We start from the raw sequence: 18,902 nt of genomic DNA, 5'->3' as shown, positions 1-18,902 counted from the left end.
ATTGAATAACAGGCCGTTGGTGATCCTGCGAGCCTGGGAGAGCGCTATGAGTGACAATCGTTATGAATCCTCCGAAGTACTGGCGCGACAGCTGGCTGAGGCCGTTGCTGATCAGTTGGCTGAGCGGGTAGCAGACAAGGGCAGGGCTTGCCTGGCGGTCAGTGGTGGCAAAACCCCGCAGCGCTTTTTTGAACTGTTAAGCGAGCAGAATATTCCCTGGGGCAAAATTCTGGTGACTCTGGTGGACGAACGTTGGGTTGATGAGACCAGCCCGGACAGCAACGCTGCTCTGGTACGTCAACACCTGCTTCGCAACAAAGCCGCAGCGGCTTATTTTTTACCGTTGAAAAATGCCGCCAAAACGCCTGTGGATGGCTTTATGGAGTGCGAAAACCGGTTGCATGAACAAATCATCAATCTGGATGTGGCAGTTCTTGGCATGGGCAATGACGGGCATACCGCATCCTGGTTTCCGCATTCAAAAGCATTAGACGCCTGTATGAACGAAGCTGGCGCGGCCTGGAGTTGTCCGGTGATGGATAGTGAACTCAATCATCCGCGTATGACGTTGACCTGGTCGATGCTCAGTCGTTGCCAGAAGCTGTTTCTGCATTTCGAAGGCGAGGAAAAAAACCGGGTTTACGCGCAGGCCTGCACGCCAACCGAAAAACAGAACCTGGCAGCGATGCCGATTCGCACGCTGCTGTTCCAGTCGGAAGTACCTTTGAGCATTTATCGGACAGTTTGAGAGCTAAATGTGCAGGAGCAATAACGAACATGAAGAATGTTCGTTATTAGTGCGCTTTGTTTTGTTGTGAAGTTTTCTGGTGCTGCATTTGAATGAAAATGCATCTCAAGGGTGCGAAGCGCGGGTCAGCCCTCGTTTGAATCGGGAACGAACGGGGCATTCGTGGTGCAAGAGGCACTTGATCAGAGTCCGGGTGTTGGCAGGAAGTGGCACAACATTGGCTAGAGTTAGAGTCATAACGGATAACAAAGCAGGATATCTATCGCATGGCCAATGACCTGAAAGGCAAGTTGCTGCAACGTCTGACTCGAATATACAAAAATGACGTTGTGGTTGAGGAGACTGCTTGTGCCATTGAGCGCTTGTGTTGCAAGTTTCAGGAGTGCTACCAGCAGAGGGAACGTCAGGATGGCCATTTGTGGGATGAGCAGGACGTTATTCTGATCACCTATGGCAACAGCATCCAGCAGCCGGGTGAAATGCCGTTTAATACCCTCAGCAAGTTTTTGCAGAGCCAGCTGGCAGACACGGTTAATGCGGTGCATCTGCTGCCGTTTTTCCCCTATAGCTCGGACGACGGTTTTTCAGTGATTGATTACCGTCAGGTGAACCCTGACTGGGGCAGTTGGGATGATGTCGCCGACGTCGCCGCGCATTTTGATCTGATGGCTGATCTGGTGGTCAACCACTGTTCGCGGGAAAGCCTGTGGTTTATCGACTACATCGCCAACGTCGAGCCTTACTGCGATTTTTTTATCGAAGTAGACCCTTGTACTGACGTTAGTCAGGTCACCCGACCGCGTAATACGCCCTTGTTGTCGCCGGTACACACCCATCGTGGTGTTCGTCACGTTTGGGCGACGTTTAGTGAAGACCAGATTGACCTCAACTACGCCAATCCGCGCGTGCTGATCGAAATGCTCTGCGTGGTACTCTTTTACATCGAAAAAGGCTCGCGCTTTATCCGTCTGGATGCCATTGCCTATTTGTGGAAACAAATCGGCACCAACTGCATTCATTTGCCGGAAACCCACGAATTCGTCAAATTGCTGCGGGATGTGGTGGATGAGGTGGCACCCGATGTGGTGCTGATTACTGAAACCAATGTGCCGGTGAAAGAAAACATCAGTTATTTCGGTGATTCCGACGAAGCCCATATGGTTTACCAGTTTGGCTTGCCGCCATTGGTGCTGCATGCGCTGAACCGGGGTAAATCCGATGTGCTGTCGGAGTGGGTGCTGAATATTCCGCCGCTGCCGCCTGGCTGTACCTACCTGAATTTCACCGCTTCCCATGATGGTATCGGTGTGAGACCGGTCGAAGGTCTGCTGCCGCCCCATGAGGTTCAGAACCTGATTGACAGCATGCACAAGTTCGGTGGCTTTGTGAGCATGAAAGCCAATCCAGATGGCACCGAAAGCCCGTATGAAATCAATATTGCGTTGTTTGATGCCTGCATGGGCACCCGTCGCGGCCCGGATCATTATCAGGTGCCACGCTTCCTCTGTTCGCAGGCAATCATGTTGGCGATGCAGGGCATCCCGGCAGTTTATATTCATAGCCTGACGGCCAGCCCGAACGATCTGGCCCACGTTGAGCAAACCGGCCGCACCCGTTCCATTAACCGCCGGATCTGGAACAAGGAAGAACTGGACGGCCTGTTAAGCAACCCGGTTTCGCCACAGGCTGAAGTGTTTGATCAGCTACGGCGGATGATCCGCATTCGTCGTCGCCAGGCGGCCTTCCATCCGTCGGCCCGCCAACAGGTGATCAAAATCAGTTCGGATGTGCTGATCCTGAAGCGTACCAGTGTCTGTAAGGGGCAGGTGATTTACGCGATTTCCAACGTCACAGACCGGCAGTTGTTGCTGCCTTTGTCTGTATTGGGGTTCCTGGTGAAAGGTACGGCGGACTTGTTGAGTGACAATCAGGTGCTGGAGTCGGAGGATCTGACACTGGCGCCGTATCAGACGGTCTGGCTGACGACTGACCCCGCATAAATTGAACGGACAATAAAAAACCGGCGCTAGCCGGTTTTTTATTGCTCGGGTTAAACGCATTAAACCCGGGCGTTGTCTTCTTCTACCGCTTCATAGAGGCGATCCAGGATATCCGGAATTGCCGAAATCACTCGGTTCCAGCTGGGGATAAAAGGCGTTTCCATTGGATTCTCGAGGAAAAATTCACCGGCACGCATGATGTTTTCGGCAAACAATTCGACAGCTTCTTCTTCCTTGTGGCGATCCAGTGCCAGGCCGTTCATGCGGGCATCGTTGTAATAGGTCTCAACAAAGTCGAGGGCGACGCGGAAGTAGGTGGCCTTGATGGTACGGAAGGTTTCATTGGTGAAAACCTCGCCCTGGGTGGCCAGCTTGCGGAAAATCGCCTTGCAGATGTCGGTACTCATTTTCGACAGGCCCGCAGCGGCATCTTCCGGCGACAGTGGCTGGTGCTTGTGGTCGTAGTTGTCGCAGATATCAACCTGGCACAAGCGGTTGGTGCTGTAGTTGCGGTTCATTTCCGATAGCACGCCGACTTCAAGGCCCCAGTCACTCGGAATACGCAGGTCATTCAATACGTCAACGCGCATCGAAAATTCGCCAGACAGCGGGTAACGGAAGCTGTCGAGAAAATCCAGATAGTCGCGGTGGCCGAGCACCTTTTTCAGCGCCCGAATCAGTGGCGTGACCAGCAAGCGGCTGACACGGCCGTTCATCTTGCCGTCGGCGATGCGGGTGTAATAACCCTTGGCAAATTCATAGTTGAAGCCCGGGTTGGCAACCGGATAAATCAGTCGTGCCAGCAGGCTGCGGTCGTAAGTGACAATGTCGCAGTCGTGCAGGGCAACGGATTCCGCTCGGCCAGAAGCCAGGACGTAGCCGTAGCAGTACCAGACGTTACGACCTTTGCCCATTTCTTTTGGAGCCAGGCCTTTTTCTTCCAGCAGAGCGTCGATCTTGCGCAGGCGCGGGCCATCGTTCCACAGTACCCGGTGATGCTGCGGCAGACGGGAAAGCTCTTCCTTGGCGTGTTTGTATTCGGCTTCGTCGGCGCGGTCGAGGCCAACAACAATTTCGTTCAGATAGGGGACTTCACAGATTTCGTTGATGATATTGCCCATCGCAGGGCCCTGGAACTCCGAGTACAGGGCGGGCAAAACCAGTGACATGGGGCGGACGCGGGAAAAGCTTTGTAGCTCCTTTTCCATGTCTTCCAGTGGACGGTCCACCAGGTTGTGCAAAGTGGTGATCGTGCCATTCTGGTAAAAATCGGCCATCTACAGGCTCCTTATTGTAGTTTTTCAAGCAATTCGATAATGCAGTGGTTCCATCCCGCTGGCCCCTTGCGTGGGGCTGTTACGGCATTTGGGTTGTCGATTGACAGGGTTTGTTTTTCCCCCGGAATAACAATCGGGTAATCGGCGGCTTCCAGCATGGCACGGTCGTTTTCACCGTCGCCAAGTGCAACTACCTTCACGGGTTGATCCCACAGATGCTGATAAAAATCACGGGCGAAGGCCAGTCCGGAGGCTTTGTCGGCCTGTCCCATCACGTGATAGAAACGGCCGCCTTTGGTGAGTTGCAGCCCGGCTGCTTCCAGCTGGTTGCGAAAATCAGTCAGGGCGTCGTCAGAGTCGTGCCAGATGATGGGTTCTGATGCCGCGCGCTTTTTCGACAGCCAGGCCTTGTCTTGTGGCAGGCCGGTCAGGGCCGCCACCTCGGAGGCTGGCATGTCGTTAAAACCACGGAAGTGGAAGCCCTGTTGGTGCATGTGGTGCAATACCTTGAGAATCTGGACATAACTGGTGCCAAGAATCTCGCTGTTGTAACCGCCGCCTTCGGATTTCGGAATGTGAATAACGCTGCCGTTTTCACAGACGAACGGATCTGTGTTGTCCAGCTCATGGCGCAAACCCGCGACTTCATCGCAGGTCTTGCTGGTATTGAACACCACCGGAATGTGCATTTTCCTGAGCCGCTTGAGCGCCGGTTGGGCGGCCGCCGCGCTGTAATTGAAATGGTCCAGCAGGGTGCCGTCCAGATCGGTGATTACCACCAGTGCAATGGCTGGCTGATTAACGCGGCTCTGAGTGGTCATACGGCCTCCTGTGGCTTAGGGCTATAGAATCTTGTGCACTGCGTGGGCACTGTTTAATTCAAGTACCAGATCGGCGCTGGCGGGCAGGTTTTGCAGGGCATTTTCGGTCAACCGTTGATAATGCTGGATGAAGCGTATTAGCGCCGCCTGATCCATTGAACGATCATCGGCTCCCTTCGCATTACGACGGTTTTCCTGCTCCTGTTGGCCGCGCCATTCGAGTACCGCATTCATGCCCGGTACTTTCAGCATAATCAGCCTGTCGAGCATGGCAAACCAGGCTTTGTAATCGGTTTGCAAATGCTGGTTGACCCATTGACGCCAGTGGCCGTCGGCATCTTCACTGGCTTCCAGTTCATTGACCGGTGTCTGCAGGCTGGCGTCGCTGGCGGCTTCGCAGCCAACACACCAGCCTTCAAACAGAATCAGATCGACCGGGCCAACACACTGGTGCCACTGGCTGCGCGGTAACCGATCATCCGAAGCCTTGTCGAACGCTGGCATGGCCAGCAGGTCACCCGGGTGAAGATTCTTGAGCTGCTGAAACAGTTGTTGGCCGAGTTCGGCGTCGTGGGTGCCGGGCACGCCGCGAGTCGCCAGTAACGGGTGAACGGTTTGGCTCAGTTGCTGGCGTTCCGCATGGCTGAGGTAGAGGTCATCGATAGAAACCACCACGCAATTCCAGCCCAGCGCGGCGCGAAACAGCTTGGCCAATCCCTGACTGAGAGTGGATTTGCCGGAACCCTGACCGCCATGAATACCAAAGATCGGCACGCCACCAATCTGTAACTTTTGCTGCGCCACCCAGCAGGCGACGGGCAACCAGACGCTGTCCCACTGGCGTAACCATGGCTCGGGCAGGTCCTGCAAAGCTGAACGGTTGCTCGCCAGAACCCGGCGTGTCTTGTCTTCCAGCGGTCGCTCCAGAGGCCACAGGTCGGTCATAAACAGTTACCTTGATACTTGCGCTGCACAGCCGCGTGGCAGTGCTGGCGTTGGTGTGGTGGTTAACAGCACGTATAAATAGCTTAGCAGGTTGCGTGCCAGTGACCTGGTCAAAGCGGTCAAATATCTGCCACCACAAAATCCCTGCTGCTGAAACCCGGTCAGGGGCTTAGCATCACTGGCAGTGCTAACAACAGGTGAGCAGTGCTCACAATTGATGCATACTGTCGGCGTTGTTAATAGACAGGTAGCCCGCTACTGGCGCAATTGATGCACGGTTTTGGGGTTTTCGCCCTGTTCTGGTGCAAAAATATGATTAACGATAAAAACCAGAATAATCAGGAGTCATTGATGGTTCGCCGTGTGGCATATCAGGGAACGGCCGGTGCCTATTCCCATTTGGCGTGTAGCCGGGTGTTCCCGGATTGGGAAGTCTTGCCCTGTGAGGATTTCCAGTCCGCGTTGGAGCTGGTCACCAGCGGCCAGGCCGAGCGGGCCATGATTCCGCTGGAAAACTCCACCGCAGGCCGGGTCGAGGAGATCTACCGGATTATTCCGCGGACTCATTTGTTTGCGATTGCCGAGCATTTTGAGCCGGTCAACCACTGCTTGCTGGCCTTGCCGGGCGTCGCCCTGATGGACATCGAAGAAGTGGCTTCGCATCCGCAGGCTCTGGCGCAATGTCATCAGCGTATTGTCAATTTGGGCATGAAGGCCATTCCGTCGATGGATACTGCCCAGGAAGCCCAGAATCTGGCGGCAGGCAATAACCGCAAGAGGGCGGCGATTGCTTCATCGCTGGCGGCAGAGCTGTATGGTCTCGAAGTGATTCATGAAAACTTTCAGGACGTGATGGGGAATACCACCCGTTTTCTGGTGTTTGCCCGCGAGCATCAACACGAAGAGCGCCAGCCAGACACTGTCTATATCACCAGCTTGTTGTTTTCGGTGCGCAACATTCCGGCAGCCTTGTACAAGGCGCTCGGCGGCTTTGCCACCAACGGTCTAAACCTGCTGCGACTGGAAAGCTATATGGATGGTAACAGCATGGAAGCCAGCCTGTTCCATGCAGATATTCAGGGTCATCCGCAAGACGCCCAGATGCAGCTGGCGCTTAACGAACTGGCCTATTTCGCCCGTGATATTCGTATCTTTGGTATTTATCCCTCACATTCCTACCGCGATCAGTTGTTCGCGCCCTAGACAGGCCGCAGCTTGTCAGCGTGGCCTGCAGATGTCAGAACGCGCCGCGGCTACGTTGGCAGGCCAGCGCTGATGGCATCGGAAAATCCTGACGGGGCTTGAGAATCAGGCCCTGCAACGGCTGTAAGAGCAAATCACCTTCCTCAAACTCCAGCCGCTCGTGGCTGTTGGCCAGCACTTTGGCAATCGCTCCCTGATGCAAATCCATCACCATGGGGTAGTGGCTGAAATTCAGCACCACCAACAAGCCGGGCAGGTTTTTGCCATGACGCATAAAGACCAGCACCTCGTAGCCACTGTCGAGTAATTTCAACTGGCCCCGTTGCAGGGTGGCATTGCGGCGCCGCAGCCAGATCAGTTGGCGGTACCAGCTCAGCAGGCTGGACGGGTTGTATTGCTGTTCCTGCACGCTGATGCCCGGTTGTGGCTGGTTTGGTAGCCAGCTGCTGGCAGCCGTGCTGAAATCTGCCGGATCGGGTGACCACATCATCGGCCGCCGACAGCCGTCGCGGCCAGGATGCAATGGCCAGTAACGCAAGCCGACCGGGTCCTGCAGGTGTTGGCGTGGTACCCGTTGTTCGGGCATGCCAATTTCTTCGCCGTAATAGAGAAAGGGAGTGCCGCGCAGGCTCAGTAACAGCAAGGCCAATAAACGGCCACGGTCGTGGGTAAAACCGGTTTTGTCGTAGCGGGAAATATGCCGTTTGATATCGTGGTTACTGAGGGTGTAGCAAGGCCAGTTATTCGGTCCGAGTAATTCTTCCCAGCGCTGAATCGCCTCCCGAAACGCCCAGGCACTGAAGGGCGTGCGGAGAAATTCCAGATTAAAGGCAAGATGCAGTTGATCGTTCTGGCCGTAATAACTGGCAGGCAAGGCGGCAGAATCGGTCTCGGCGATAAAAACTTCGCCGACCATCATGCGGTCCGGGTGGGCGTCGATCCATTGCCGCATGGCTTGTAACGCCTGATGCATTTCCGGCTGGTCGCGATCGAAATGATGATGCTGACGGTCATAGGGGCGGGCGATACGCAACCAGTCGATCGGATTATTACGCAGCTGCTGGTCCTTGAAATAATAATTCACCACATCGAGGCGGAAGCCATCGACTCCACGTTCGAGCCAGAAATCCAGCAACTCCCGGATTGCTTCCACCACTTCCGGGTGGCGCCAGTTGAGGTCCGGCTGCTGCGGCAAAAACGAGTGGTAATACCAGGCCTGCCGTTGCTCATGCCAGCTCCAGCCGCTGCCTCCAAAACACGACTGCCAGTTGTTCGGTCTTTGCTTGCCTTCATGCCAGATATACCAGTCAGCTTTGGCTGAGCCCGGTTGGCAGCTTTCCAGAAACCAGGGATGCTGGTGGGAGGTGTGATTCAGAACCAGGTCCAGAATAATACGAATGCTGCGTTGATGAGCCTGCTGCACTAACTCGTCAAAGTCCGCCAGCGTGCCAAACACAGGGTCGATATCGCGATAATCGGAGACGTCATAGCCGAAGTCGTGCATCGGCGAAGGATTAATGGGCGACAGCCAGATGGCGTCCACGCCAAGGGAGTTTTCGGTGCCGTCGTTGAGATAATCAAGACGATTGATCAGGCCACGCAAGTCGCCACAACCATCACCGTTACCATCCTGAAAGCTGCGTGGATAAACCTGATATACCACCCCGTATTTCCACCAGCTCATGCCTGTTTCCCTGCCCGAAATAGCCAACGCTAGAGTTCACTCGTGACACCTTGGTTAAAGCCGCTGCGGCTTTACCAAAAACCTTACGCTTGTGAGAACCGCCGCAATGTTCAGCCTATTCAGCAGCAGACGAGTGAACTGAAATCCATTCGGCCTGCTGCTGACGGGCTTGCTGCATGGCGTGTTGTGCTGCTTGCAGCCAGTCATTCAGATGGCTGAAATCCGGGTTGGCCTGGGCAATGCCGGTGGCCAGATGTTGTTGGGATAGGGTGGGAATCTTGCGGCTGATGCTCTTGCGAATACGCTCGATAAAAAAGCGCACATCGCTGTCAGCACTGGCTGGCAGCATCACTGCCAGGTGGTTGGGATCGAGCAGGGTTGCCATATCGGTATGGCGCAAGGCGCGGCTGACAATGCCAAACACGCAGGCAAGGCTGGCGTCATCGAGCTGATTAACACCGGTGAGATCCATAATGGCAATCGTCGACGGAGTTGGTGCGCGGTGACACTGGGCCAGTTCGCGGGCACTTTGGTGTTGCCAGGCGCTCAGGGCCATCAAACCTGTGTGGTGATCGACGCAGGTCAGTTTGGCGATCTCCTGTTGTTGGTGGTGTAGTTCCTGCTGCGCAAGTGCGGCGTCGGTGACGTCGTAAATGATCACGCATATGTGATTGATCGAACGGTCGATTGATTCCAGCGGAATAATGGCAGTGTTCTGGTACATCGAGGTGGCACGGCCGGTAATTGGGCGGTAATTCTTGAAATGAAACAGGTGTGGCCGTTGTTCCCAGATGGTGAAGGTGCGGGTGCGCAGCTGAAAAACCGGCTCGGCTTTCTGGCGAAACCACTGCTCGGGAATATCCGGGAACAGCTTGAACAGGTTGCGGCCCTTGGCAAGCTGCGGGCTGATGCCGCTGTGGCTGTCCATAAAGCCGTTCCAGAGCTGGATGTTGTAATCCTTGTCGAGTACCACCAGGCCGGTATCGATATTCTGCAGAATATCCATCAGCCAGTGGATGTCACCCATATCTATGTTGGAGTTCGGCATGATCAATCCAGCAGGTAGTCAATTTTCTTGTTCAGGCGTTGTACCGAGTCTTCGGTAAACAGCAGCAACAGGTCGCAATTTACGTTGACGGCTTCCATGGTGTAGTGGATTTCAATCGCCAGCGTGCGGCGCCATTTCTGGTGGCTGACGTTGAGGATGTCCTTGAGATCACAGTGCTGGCCCAGAATCACCGGGTGGCCCTGGTTAAAATGGATTTCCAGTTGTTCACCGATGCCCTGAATGCAGGCGCCAATCAACAGCGAGCTGATGTCCATCAGCATTTCCAGCTGATCCTGATGGGTCAGTTTGGCGGGATACTGGGCCAGTCGGGCGAGATCGGTGTAGCTGGTGTCGTTGAACAACAGCAGTGCTTCACCGGCAATGCCGTTGCCAATAAAACCCTGGCACACCGCTGAAATGGCATCGCCGTCGCGGGCTCCTTCAATGGCCATGCGCAGATCGCTGATTTCGATCAGGTTAACCCGTGGAATCGGCAGTACCACGTAATGATCCAGCAACCGCGCCAGTCGGTCGGCGGCCTGGCCCATGGCGACGTTGGTCAGCTCCTGATAACAGTCGCGCTGGTCGTCACTCAGAGTTACGAGAGGTATCTGGGTCGTCATATCAGGCCTTGGTCATAATCCCGTATTCAGTCAACACAGCTTCCGTCTTGGCCGAATCAATCGGCTTTTTGATGAAGGCCATGGCACCAAGATTCATTACCCGCGCCTGGGCATCTGGCTGAATGTCTCCGGAAACCACCACGACCATGGCGGGCAGATCTTCGCGGCGAATGTGTTCGAGTACGCCGTAACCGTCGAGGTTGGGCATGGTGAGATCAAGAAAAACCACTTCCCCTTTGCCTTGCCGGATAGCTTCCAGCCCTTCAAGGCCATCACTGGCGAAGTGGATTTCAACTTCCCAGCCCAACGGAATGGCCCTGGCCATCTGTTTTCGGGCAAAACTGGAGTCATCACAAATAAGTACATTGGTCGCCATGGTGTTACATCATCAGGGGAAGCAGGGTGTCTTTAAGTAATAGTCGGCGGTTAGCCAATCGGCAAACACAGGTGCCAACTAATTATCGGCGGCGCGGCAATGCTTTGGTTGGTCTGTGGCTACTTGTGCCGTCGGAAATATGAACGTATTGTTCCTGTATCTCAAAAATAGACTTTGAAAGTGTCGATATGGGAAATAATAAAGAGACTGATAAAACAGCGGAAGAAAGCCTGTGGGCCTGCCGCCAGTTCGTAGGTGTGCTGGCTCACTGCAACAAACTGGGCATGACGGTGGAAGCGGCCGGTGACGGTTACGCCCAACTCAAGCTGCCCTACAGTGAAGCCATTGTGGGTAATCCCGATACCGGAGTGGTCCATGGCGGCAGTCTGACCACCTTGCTGGATACCTCTTGTGGGTGTGCGGTTTTCAGCGCCTTGCCCGGTTACGAACTGTGCCCAACTCTGGATTTGCGCACCGACTATATGCGTGCGGCCCAGCCTCATCATGATCTGATTTGTGATGCCAGAGTGATTCGCGCCAGCGACAACGTGGTGTTTGTGGAAGGCCGGGTGATCCAGAGTGGCGACGGTGAGCTGGTGGCCAAGGCCACCGCGTCGTTTATGCGCATCGGTGTCCACCTCGACAAGCTGATTGCCCAAACCGTCAAAGCCAGGGAGGCATCCTCATGAGCAACATCAATATCGCCGAACAGCTGCGGTTGGTGAAACAGCACCGTGATTACCAGCAGCTGGCGGATGCCATTCCTTACGCCCGTACCATTGGCATCAAGGTACAGAGCATTGGTGACGAGTTGTTATTTGTATTACCGCGTAACCCGGACAACATTGGAAATCCAATGTTGCCTGCCATTCACGGCGGCGTGATTGGTGGTTTTATGGAACTTGCGGCGGCTTTGCAGCTGCTGATCAAAACCGAGCCAGCTTCGATGCCCAAGGTGGTCGACTTTTCGCTTGATTATTTGCGCGCCGGGCGAGATCGGGAAACCTATGCCGAATGCCAGTTGTGGCGACAGGGTAGTCGGATTGCCAACGTCGCCATTACTGCCTGGCAAACCGAACGCAGCAATCCGATTGCCACTGCCAGAGCGCATTTTCTGGTCAAGCCAGCGGAGTAACACAGCTAATGACTGGCTGTGACAGGTTCAAATTCAACTTGTCGCCGCCGGGCGAATATCCTAGCATGACCAAACATTCTGTCGGGGTGCCTCATTTGAGAGGCTGAGATCGCGTAAGCGGGTCCCGTTGAACCTGATCTGGTTAGTGCCAGCGTAGGGAACAGAAAAGACACCCGTTTCGGGTCGGGATCTGCCGCATGTCTCGTGTACAAACGATCTTCAACCCACGCGCGCAACGAGTGCCTCCATAGCCTTCCTGGCTTCTTTTCTCCCAATTCGCTGCCAGCCTGATCCCTTTAAATCTTAAAGAGGCATCGAGCATGGGCAATTCTCAAACACCATCTGCTACCAATACAGCAAGCAAAACCAATAACCCGTTAGATCATGCTGAACTGGCACCGTTGGCCTATCCGGCTTCGCACCGTATTCTGGTGAATGGTCGCCGCGACGACGTTTGCGTGGGCATGCGGGAAATCGAACTGACACCAACCACGTTGGCCGACAACAAACAGGAATTCAACGCTCCAGTGCGGGTGTATGACACTTCCGGTCTGTATGCCGACCCGGATTACCAGGTTGACCTGACCCGGGGGTTGCCAGAGCTGCGCCGCCACTGGATTGACGAACGCCGCGATACCGAACTGCTGACCCAGCCCACCTCGGCCTTCAGTCAGGCTCGTGAACAGGACCTGCGTTACGCCAGTTATCGCATGCAGACCGGCCATCAGCCGCGTCGGGCCAAAGCTGGCCAAAATGTCACCCAGCTGCATTACGCCCGTCAGGGCATTATCACTCCGGAAATGGAATACATCGCCGTGCGTGAAAACCTCGGTCTGAGTGAACAGCAACTGGCTGAGGCCACCGCAACCCAACATCCGGGTCAGAGCTGGGGCGCTTCGATTCCCAAGGTGATCACGCCGGAATTTGTGCGTGACGAAGTCGCCCGCGGCCGGGCGGTGATTCCGTGCAACATCAACCACCCGGAAACCGAGCCGATGATCATTGGCCGGAATTTCCGCACCAAGGTCAACGCCAATATTGGTAACTCGGCGGTGACCTCGTCGATTGCTGAGGAAGTCGAAAAGCTGGTGTGGTCGGCCCACTGGGGCGCGGATACCATTATGGATCTGTCGACCGGCCAGAATATTCACGAAACCCGCGAATGGATTCTGCGTAACTCGCCGGTACCGATTGGCACTGTGCCTTTGTATCAGGCGTTAGAGAAGTGTGGTGGCATTGCTGAAGACCTGACCTGGGAGCTGTTCCGCGACACCCTGATCGAGCAGGCGGAGCAGGGCGTGGACTATTTCACCATTCACGCGGGTGTGCGGCTGGCGCATATTCCACTGACGGCCAAGCGCGTCACCGGCATTGTCAGTCGTGGTGGTTCTATCATGGCGAAATGGTGTCTGGCGCATCATCGCGAAAGCTTCCTCTACCAACACTTCGAAGACATCTGCGAGATCATGAAAGCCTACGACGTTTGCTTCTCGCTGGGTGATGGCCTGCGGCCGGGTTCAGTGGCGGATGCCAACGACGAAGCCCAGTTCGCCGAACTACGCACGCTGGGTGAGCTGACCAAAATCGCCTGGAAACACGACGTGCAGACCTTTATCGAAGGTCCGGGCCACGTGCCGATGCACATGATCAAGGAGAACATGGACGAGCAGCTGAAGCATTGTCATGAAGCGCCGTTCTACACCCTTGGACCACTGACCACCGACATTGCACCGGGCTACGACCATTTCACCTCCGGTATTGGTGCTGCCATGATCGGCTGGTACGGCTGCGCCATGCTGTGCTATGTGACGCCGAAAGAGCATCTGGGCTTGCCCAACAAGGAAGACGTCAAACAGGGCCTGATTGCCTATCGCATTGCCGCTCACGCAGCGGATCTGGCCAAGGGTCATCCGGGTGCCCAGCTGCATGATGACGCGATGTCGAAAGCGCGTTTTGAATTCCGCTGGCAAGACCAGTTCAACCTGGCGCTGGACCCGGAAACCGCCCGGGCCTATCACGATGAAACCATGCCGAAAGAGGGCCACAAGGTAGCGCACTTCTGCTCCATGTGTGGGCCAAAATTCTGCTCGATGAAAATCTCGCAGGAAGTTCGTGACGTGGAAGCAGCGAAAGAAGCCGCCAAAACCGCACAAGCAGCCGAACAGGGCATGGAACAGATGTCACAGCAGTTCCGCGAACTTGGCAGTGAGATTTATCACATCGCCAAAGAGGAATCTGCCGATGCCTGATCCACTGCAAAACAGGCCCCAATTTGCTATCGCCGGGGTTGGCTTGCTGGGCAGCTTGCTGGGCTGGCGGCTGGCTCGGCAGGGCTATCGGGTAAACCTGTTTGAACAGGCGTCCGAACATACGCCCGCGGCAGCGGCTTATACCGCTGCCGCCATGATCGCCCCCTGGGCCGAGCTGCCGGTGTGTGCGCCCGGTTTGTTTGAGCTGGGGAAACAGTCTCGGCTGTTATGGCCGCAATGGCTGGCCGAGCTGCAGCAACAAACCGGTGAAGCCGTGCCCTTTGGTAACCGTGGCAGTTTGCTGGTGGCACATCCGGCGGATCAGTCGGAACTGACGGATTTTGCCCAGCACATGCAGCGCGCCGGCATCAGTAGCCCGGCGCAGCTGCAGCCGGTCAATGGCGAACAACTGCATCAGCTGGAGCCTGAACTGGCCGGCCACTTTCAGTCGGGTTTCTGGTTGCCTCAGGAATCCCACCTGGAGAACCGCCAACTGCTGGTGCTGTTACAGCGGGCCATCCGTCAACTCGGTGGCCAGATTCAGTACGACGCTGAGGTCCGCTTTGGTGACGTGGATGTGCAGGTAAATGGTCAACCGGTTGCCGCTGAGCAGTGGCTCGACTGTCGTGGTGTTGGCGGCAAGCAGTCCAATTCGCAGGTGCGTGGGGTGCGTGGTGAAGTGTTGTGGATCGAAGCGCCGGACGTGGTGATTTCGCGACCAGTACGTTTGCTGCACCCCAGGTATCACCTCTATCTGGTGCCGAAATCCGCTGGCCGTTACATCCTGGGTGCCACGGAAATTGAATCGGACGACCGTTCGCCTGTCAGCGTACGGTCGGCGCTGGAAATGCTCAGTGCCGTCTATGCCTTGTCTCCCAAACTGGCAGAAGCCCGCATTATTGAATTGTCGTCGAACGTGCGTCCGGGGTTGCCGTCGCATCAACCGGAAATTCGGCAGATTCCGCAGGGGCTGGCGATTAACGGGCTATTCCGCCACGGCTATTTGCTGGCACCGGCAGTGTTGCTGCAGTTGCAACAGCAATGGCAGCTACCACTGGATATCTCCCCGGCCGATGCTTCGGTCGATGCTGTGCTGCTGCAACATGCTTTACAGCAAGAGTTACAGCAGGAATTACAACAGGAGCTGCCGGCATGAAAATCCGTATTAACGGCGAGTGGCTGGTTCTCGCTGCAGACAGCAGTGAGCCAGTCATGACACTGGAACAATTGCTGCTCGCCCGGGGCTATCTCGAACCAGATTCCAGTAGCAAGGGACGTATGGTGGTTGCCCGCAATCAGGTGATTGTCAGTCAGCCAAATTGGTCGACGACGGGTGTTGAAGAAGGTGATTCGATCGACGTGATGGGAGCAATTACCGGTGGCTGAACCAACCAACAGCGAACCAGCGCTGGATAATCTGGTTATCGATGGTGAAGTCATTCCCGGCCGTTTGTGGCTGGGTACGTCGTTGTATCCATCACCGTCCATCATGGGACAGTCGTTACAGGCGGCCGGGCCGGGGTTTGTTACCGTCTCGGTTCGCCGCCAGACCGCCTGCCAAATTGAAGATAACGGCCATTGGCAGTTGATCGATGACTGGCTGCAGCAGAGCGGCTCGATTCTGCTGCCGAATACGGCCGGTTGCCACAGCGCCAGCGAAGCGATTTTGCTGGCCAATATGGCCCGTGAATTGTTCGGCAGCCGCTGGATCAAGCTCGAAGTGATCGGCGAGGACTATAGCCTGCAGCCGGATCCGTTTGAGCTGCTGGTGGCGGCCAGGGAGCTGGTGGCGCAAGGCTTCCGGGTGTTGCCGTACTGCACCGAAGATCTGGTGCTGTGTCAGAAACTGCTGGATGCCGGTTGTCCGGCGGTAATGCCCTGGGGAGCGCCGATTGGCACTGGTCGGGGCTTGCAGAATCTGCAGGGGCTGAAAACCCTGCGTGAACGTTTGCCGGAGGCCGTGATGGTGATTGACGCCGGGCTCGGTAAGCCCTCACAGGCAATGCAGGCAATGGAGCTTGGTTTTGATGCCGTGTTGCTGAATACCGCCGTCGCCAGAGCTCTGGACCCGGTACAAATGGCCAGCGCCTTTGCCGCCGCCGTGAATGGCGGACGGCAAGCCTGGCAGGCTGGGCTGATGATTGAGCGCCAGCAAGCCCAGGCTTCCACTCCTACGCTGGGATTGCCGTTCTGGCATCAGGATGGCAAGGCATGACAGATGCATTTTTCGCTATCGAAACGGAAGCGGGCCCGCTTGAGCGGCCGTTAGTCTGGAGTCTGACAGCCTCGGATACCGCCGCCGGAGCCGGTATGCAGGCCGATGTCGCCGTTGCCAACCGGCTCGGGGTGCAGTGTCAGTGTGTGGTGCTGGCAATTACCGCGCAGAATCATTTGGGTATGCAAGCCAGCTGGCTGGTGCCACTTGAGCAGGTTCAGGCGCAATGGCAGGCGCTACGGGCAGATGGCTGGCCTGCGGTGATTCGGTTGGGCTGGTTGCCGGAAGATGCAGCCTTGTTCGAATGGTTACTGACGGTGCTGGCTGACTGTCCGGCGCAAATTGTCTGGGACCCGGTGTTAAAGGCGACGGCAGTCAATCCAGCGGGGGCGGGAACTTCCGATTCTGGCGCTGCCGGTCTGCCTGAACAAATGCCTGGCTTGCGGCGTCGTTTGCTGGCACTGGTCGATATCATCACGCCGAACGAGTCCGAAGCGCGTTGGTTAGTCGGATGGGGGCAGACTGGCCAGCCGCTACCGCTGGCAGAGGTCGCAGATCAACTGCACAAGCTGGGGCCGTCGACCGTGGTGATCACGGGCGGCGATTCCGAGACTCCAGCGCAGGGGTATTCCGATACCGGTATGCCGCTGGTGCAGGATTGGGTATTTCATTATCCGGCGGAGGACTGTCAGCAACCGGAGCAGCAGGCGCTGAGCCGATTTGTGATAGAGCATCCGCGGCTGGAAATTGCTGCCCACGGCAGTGGCTGTCATTTTACCGCGGCGCTGGCGGCGACGTTGGCCAAAGGCGAACGCCTGTACGACAGCCTGTTGCAAGCGGTGAATCTGGCGTCCGCCAGTCTGGCGGCGGCGACGCGTCGGCCAGCGGATTACCACAATTGTTTTGCAACAGCGGGCCCGGCTCTGACGCAGGCTGGTATTCGGGTGCAGCCGCTCAGGCTCGAAACACAGCCAGAGGAACCCGAGACGGTGGTGATGCCGCTGGTTTTTCCAAAGCTGGACCGGCCGTTAGGTATGTACGGGCTGGTGGATAATCTCGACTGGCTGCAGCAGCTGCTGGCGCTGGGCGTAGATACCCTGCAGTGGCGGGTAAAGCAGCAGGGGACTGATTATCGTGCCGAAACCGCAGCGGCTATTCGCTTGTGTGAAGCAGCCGGGGTACCGCTTTACATCAATGATGACTGGCAGCTGGCGCTGGAATTAAACGCCTGGGGCGTGCATCTGGGGCAAGAGGATCTGGCGACGGCAGATTTGCCAGCGCTGGCGGCGGCCGGTATCTGCCTGGGAATCAGCACGCACACGGAATGGGAAATCATTCGCGCCCGCAGCCTGAAACCTTCCTATATTGCCTTTGGGCCGGTGTTTCCACCGCTATCAAAGCGGTTGAAATATCCTCCATTAGGTGTTGCCAGACTCAGCCGTTGGGTGGCTGAAAACAGTGATTTCCCGCTGACCTGTATCGGTGGCATTACCGAGCAAAATGCCGGAGTCGTGCTGGACAGCGGCATCAATTCTGTGGCGATTGTGACGGCCTTGATGCCAGACGCTGGTTTGCCAGGGCGTTATGAGGCCATTCGTCAGGCATTTGAACCGGGCTGGTAGTTTTGTTTGCTGTGGCCTGATTCGGTTGGTGTGCCTGGTTGGAGAGCTCAGCTGGCGATCAGCCAGCCGCCCACACCCAGCATCAAAGTGCCGGCACAGCGGTTAATCAGTTTGACGTTACTCTGGTTTTTCAGCAGTAACGCCAGACTCTTGCCGCCGCTGGCGTAAATCACCAGGCAGACAAATTCCAGCAACAGGATAATAGCAATCAGTGCCGGTAGCTGACTGACCATGCTGATGGCCGGATCGATAAACGGCGGCAACAGGGCGATAAAAAATGCCCAGCCCTTGGGGTTGGCAATCGCTGTCATAAAACCTTGCCAGACCAGGTCCTTGCGGGAAATCTGGCGTTGCTGTTCGCCCATGGCTGCCAGCGCCAGTTTGCCTTTTGATCGCCACAGCTGGACGCCGAGATACGCCAGATAAAGGCCACCAACAATTTTGAAGGCCATAAACAGCAGCGGGAAATTCAGCATCACGGCAGCAATGCCGACCACCGCTGAAGTCGCTACCAGGGCGACGCCCGCCAGCTCACCAATCATCATCCAGAGCGTGCGACGTACACCGACCGTCATGCCCAGCGACATCGACAGGGTCATACACATTCCCGGTGTAATGGAGACAAAAAAGAACGTTGGGATAAAAGCCAACAGCACGGCGGTATTCAAAAACATGGGTATTCACATGGCCGGGAATCCGGCGTCAGGGTTTGGCTCATCGGACGATGAATAGAGTCGTTATCATGCTACGAAGCGGGCTGCAGGCCAAGTCTGCAATTTTCGCCTGGTCGTACTCGGGCAACTCCAAACCACTGAATTCTAAAAAAATTCTTTTCAGTGCTGGTTCGCGGGTTGAAATGGAACAGAGCGTCCCCATTTTCTCATCATCGGCTGGAGCGGCCGCGACAAGGTACCGCTCTCAGCATCGCAATGAGATGAACATCGACGACGCCGGTT

General features: G+C 56.0%; 18 protein-coding genes and 1 riboswitch. Of the genes, 10 read left to right on the top strand and 8 right to left on the bottom strand.

From position 1 onward, the window contains the following. Positions 1–46 precede the first annotated feature (46 nt). Together pgl and K6123_RS12075 are read left to right on the top strand one after the other, a co-directional pair. Positions 47–748 (top strand): 6-phosphogluconolactonase, encoded by a 702-nt coding sequence (pgl, locus tag K6123_RS12080; RefSeq protein ID WP_221798059.1) that lies wholly within the window; start codon positions 47–49, stop codon positions 746–748. A 266-nt stretch (positions 749–1,014) separates the two neighbouring features. Next, entirely contained in the window at positions 1,015–2,748 is a 1,734-nt protein-coding gene (locus K6123_RS12075; protein ID WP_221798057.1) for a sugar phosphorylase, read from the top strand. A 59-nt stretch (positions 2,749–2,807) separates the two neighbouring features. On the opposite strand, the gene K6123_RS12070 is transcribed toward K6123_RS12075, so the two are convergent. From K6123_RS12070 to K6123_RS12060, 3 genes are read right to left on the bottom strand one after another with little or no spacing between them, the layout of a single operon-like run. Next, positions 2,808–4,025 carry a glycosyltransferase family protein gene (locus K6123_RS12070; RefSeq protein WP_221798054.1) on the bottom strand — a complete coding sequence of 406 codons (1,218 nt, stop codon included), beginning with the start codon at positions 4,023–4,025 and terminating at the stop codon, positions 2,808–2,810. Between the two features lie 11 nt (positions 4,026–4,036). Then, a complete protein-coding gene (locus tag K6123_RS12065) occupies positions 4,037–4,846 on the bottom strand; it encodes an HAD-IIB family hydrolase (RefSeq protein ID WP_221798052.1) in 810 nt (269 codons plus the stop codon). Positions 4,847–4,867: 21 nt separating this feature from the next. After that, complete coding sequence (locus tag K6123_RS12060; protein WP_221798051.1) at positions 4,868–5,791, bottom strand: hypothetical protein; 924 nt, start codon at positions 5,789–5,791, stop codon at positions 4,868–4,870. A gap of 312 nt (positions 5,792–6,103) precedes the next feature. Here K6123_RS12060 and K6123_RS12055 point away from each other — a divergent pair, with 312 nt between their 5' ends. Beyond that, complete coding sequence (locus K6123_RS12055; protein WP_246624762.1) at positions 6,104–6,994, top strand: prephenate dehydratase; 891 nt, start codon at positions 6,104–6,106, stop codon at positions 6,992–6,994. Between the two features lie 34 nt (positions 6,995–7,028). Here K6123_RS12055 and K6123_RS12050 read toward each other — a convergent pair whose 3' ends face one another. From K6123_RS12050 to K6123_RS12035, 4 genes are all read right to left on the bottom strand, one after another. Continuing rightward, positions 7,029–8,678 (bottom strand): alpha-amylase family glycosyl hydrolase, encoded by a 1,650-nt coding sequence (locus K6123_RS12050; RefSeq protein ID WP_221798049.1) that lies wholly within the window; start codon positions 8,676–8,678, stop codon positions 7,029–7,031. A gap of 115 nt (positions 8,679–8,793) precedes the next feature. Then, entirely contained in the window at positions 8,794–9,726 is a 933-nt protein-coding gene (locus K6123_RS12045) for a diguanylate cyclase domain-containing protein (RefSeq protein WP_221798034.1), read from the bottom strand. 2 nt (positions 9,727–9,728) lie between these two features. Beyond that, on the bottom strand, positions 9,729–10,349 hold the full coding sequence (locus K6123_RS12040) for a histidine kinase (RefSeq protein ID WP_221798032.1): 621 nt from the start codon (positions 10,347–10,349) through the stop codon (positions 9,729–9,731). 1 nt (position 10,350) lies between these two features. After that, the gene (locus K6123_RS12035) at positions 10,351–10,725 is read right to left on the bottom strand and encodes a response regulator (protein ID WP_221798029.1); all 375 of its coding nucleotides are present in this window, start codon (positions 10,723–10,725) and stop codon (positions 10,351–10,353) included. 188 nt (positions 10,726–10,913) lie between these two features. On the opposite strand from K6123_RS12035, the gene K6123_RS12030 reads away from it, so the two are divergent. From K6123_RS12030 to K6123_RS12000, 7 genes are all read left to right on the top strand, one after another. Continuing rightward, a complete protein-coding gene (locus K6123_RS12030) occupies positions 10,914–11,414 on the top strand; it encodes a PaaI family thioesterase (RefSeq protein WP_221798027.1) in 501 nt (166 codons plus the stop codon). After that, the gene (locus K6123_RS12025) at positions 11,411–11,860 is read left to right on the top strand and encodes a PaaI family thioesterase (RefSeq protein ID WP_221798025.1); all 450 of its coding nucleotides are present in this window, start codon (positions 11,411–11,413) and stop codon (positions 11,858–11,860) included. The genes K6123_RS12030 and K6123_RS12025 overlap by 4 nt, the downstream gene beginning before the upstream one ends. 72 nt (positions 11,861–11,932) lie before the next feature. Next, a riboswitch (TPP riboswitch) is annotated at positions 11,933–12,037 on the top strand. 143 nt (positions 12,038–12,180) lie between these two features. Further along, entirely contained in the window at positions 12,181–14,109 is a 1,929-nt protein-coding gene (gene thiC, locus K6123_RS12020; protein ID WP_221798023.1) for a phosphomethylpyrimidine synthase ThiC, read from the top strand. Beyond that, complete coding sequence (locus tag K6123_RS12015; protein ID WP_221798021.1) at positions 14,102–15,265, top strand: FAD-dependent oxidoreductase; 1,164 nt, start codon at positions 14,102–14,104, stop codon at positions 15,263–15,265. Before thiC ends, K6123_RS12015 begins: the two co-directional genes overlap by 8 nt. Next, positions 15,262–15,495 (top strand): sulfur carrier protein ThiS, encoded by a 234-nt coding sequence (gene thiS, locus K6123_RS12010; RefSeq protein WP_221798020.1) that lies wholly within the window; start codon positions 15,262–15,264, stop codon positions 15,493–15,495. Before K6123_RS12015 ends, thiS begins: the two co-directional genes overlap by 4 nt. Further along, positions 15,488–16,324, top strand: a complete 837-nt coding sequence (locus K6123_RS12005) for a thiazole synthase (protein WP_343223988.1) — start codon at positions 15,488–15,490, stop codon at positions 16,322–16,324. The genes thiS and K6123_RS12005 overlap by 8 nt, the downstream gene beginning before the upstream one ends. Then, the gene (locus K6123_RS12000) at positions 16,321–17,946 is read left to right on the top strand and encodes a thiamine phosphate synthase (protein ID WP_221798017.1); all 1,626 of its coding nucleotides are present in this window, start codon (positions 16,321–16,323) and stop codon (positions 17,944–17,946) included. Before K6123_RS12005 ends, K6123_RS12000 begins: the two co-directional genes overlap by 4 nt. 47 nt (positions 17,947–17,993) lie before the next feature. On the opposite strand, the gene K6123_RS11995 is transcribed toward K6123_RS12000, so the two are convergent. Further along, entirely contained in the window at positions 17,994–18,620 is a 627-nt protein-coding gene (locus K6123_RS11995; RefSeq protein ID WP_221798016.1) for a LysE family translocator, read from the bottom strand. Between the last annotated feature and the right edge of the window lie 282 nt (positions 18,621–18,902).

Source organism: Oceanobacter mangrovi, assembly GCF_019740315.1.
GTDB classification, from domain to species: Bacteria; Pseudomonadota; Gammaproteobacteria; order Pseudomonadales; family Oceanobacteraceae; genus Oceanobacter; species Oceanobacter mangrovi.
The sequence above is the reverse complement of the archived record's forward strand: the minus strand, read 5'-3'. Positions and strand labels throughout refer to the sequence as shown.

Bases quoted from the DNA above. Each gene is read 5' to 3' on its own strand.
- pgl (WP_221798059.1), top strand. From the start codon at position 47: ATGAGTGACAATCGTTATGAATCCTCCGAAGTACTGGCGCGACAGCTG.
- K6123_RS12075 (WP_221798057.1), top strand. From the start codon at position 1,015: ATGGCCAATGACCTGAAAGGCAAGTTGCTGCAACGTCTGACTCGAATA.
- K6123_RS12070 (WP_221798054.1), bottom strand. From the start codon at position 4,025: ATGGCCGATTTTTACCAGAATGGCACGATCACCACTTTGCACAACCTG.
- K6123_RS12065 (WP_221798052.1), bottom strand. From the start codon at position 4,846: ATGACCACTCAGAGCCGCGTTAATCAGCCAGCCATTGCACTGGTGGTA.
- K6123_RS12060 (WP_221798051.1), bottom strand. From the start codon at position 5,791: ATGACCGACCTGTGGCCTCTGGAGCGACCGCTGGAAGACAAGACACGC.
- K6123_RS12055 (WP_246624762.1), top strand. From the start codon at position 6,104: ATGATTAACGATAAAAACCAGAATAATCAGGAGTCATTGATGGTTCGC.
- K6123_RS12050 (WP_221798049.1), bottom strand. From the start codon at position 8,678: ATGAGCTGGTGGAAATACGGGGTGGTATATCAGGTTTATCCACGCAGC.
- K6123_RS12045 (WP_221798034.1), bottom strand. From the start codon at position 9,726: ATGCCGAACTCCAACATAGATATGGGTGACATCCACTGGCTGATGGAT.
- K6123_RS12040 (WP_221798032.1), bottom strand. From the start codon at position 10,349: ATGACGACCCAGATACCTCTCGTAACTCTGAGTGACGACCAGCGCGAC.
- K6123_RS12035 (WP_221798029.1), bottom strand. From the start codon at position 10,725: ATGGCGACCAATGTACTTATTTGTGATGACTCCAGTTTTGCCCGAAAA.
- K6123_RS12030 (WP_221798027.1), top strand. From the start codon at position 10,914: ATGGGAAATAATAAAGAGACTGATAAAACAGCGGAAGAAAGCCTGTGG.
- K6123_RS12025 (WP_221798025.1), top strand. From the start codon at position 11,411: ATGAGCAACATCAATATCGCCGAACAGCTGCGGTTGGTGAAACAGCAC.
- thiC (WP_221798023.1), top strand. From the start codon at position 12,181: ATGGGCAATTCTCAAACACCATCTGCTACCAATACAGCAAGCAAAACC.
- K6123_RS12015 (WP_221798021.1), top strand. From the start codon at position 14,102: ATGCCTGATCCACTGCAAAACAGGCCCCAATTTGCTATCGCCGGGGTT.
- thiS (WP_221798020.1), top strand. From the start codon at position 15,262: ATGAAAATCCGTATTAACGGCGAGTGGCTGGTTCTCGCTGCAGACAGC.
- K6123_RS12000 (WP_221798017.1), top strand. From the start codon at position 16,321: ATGACAGATGCATTTTTCGCTATCGAAACGGAAGCGGGCCCGCTTGAG.
- K6123_RS11995 (WP_221798016.1), bottom strand. From the start codon at position 18,620: ATGTTTTTGAATACCGCCGTGCTGTTGGCTTTTATCCCAACGTTCTTT.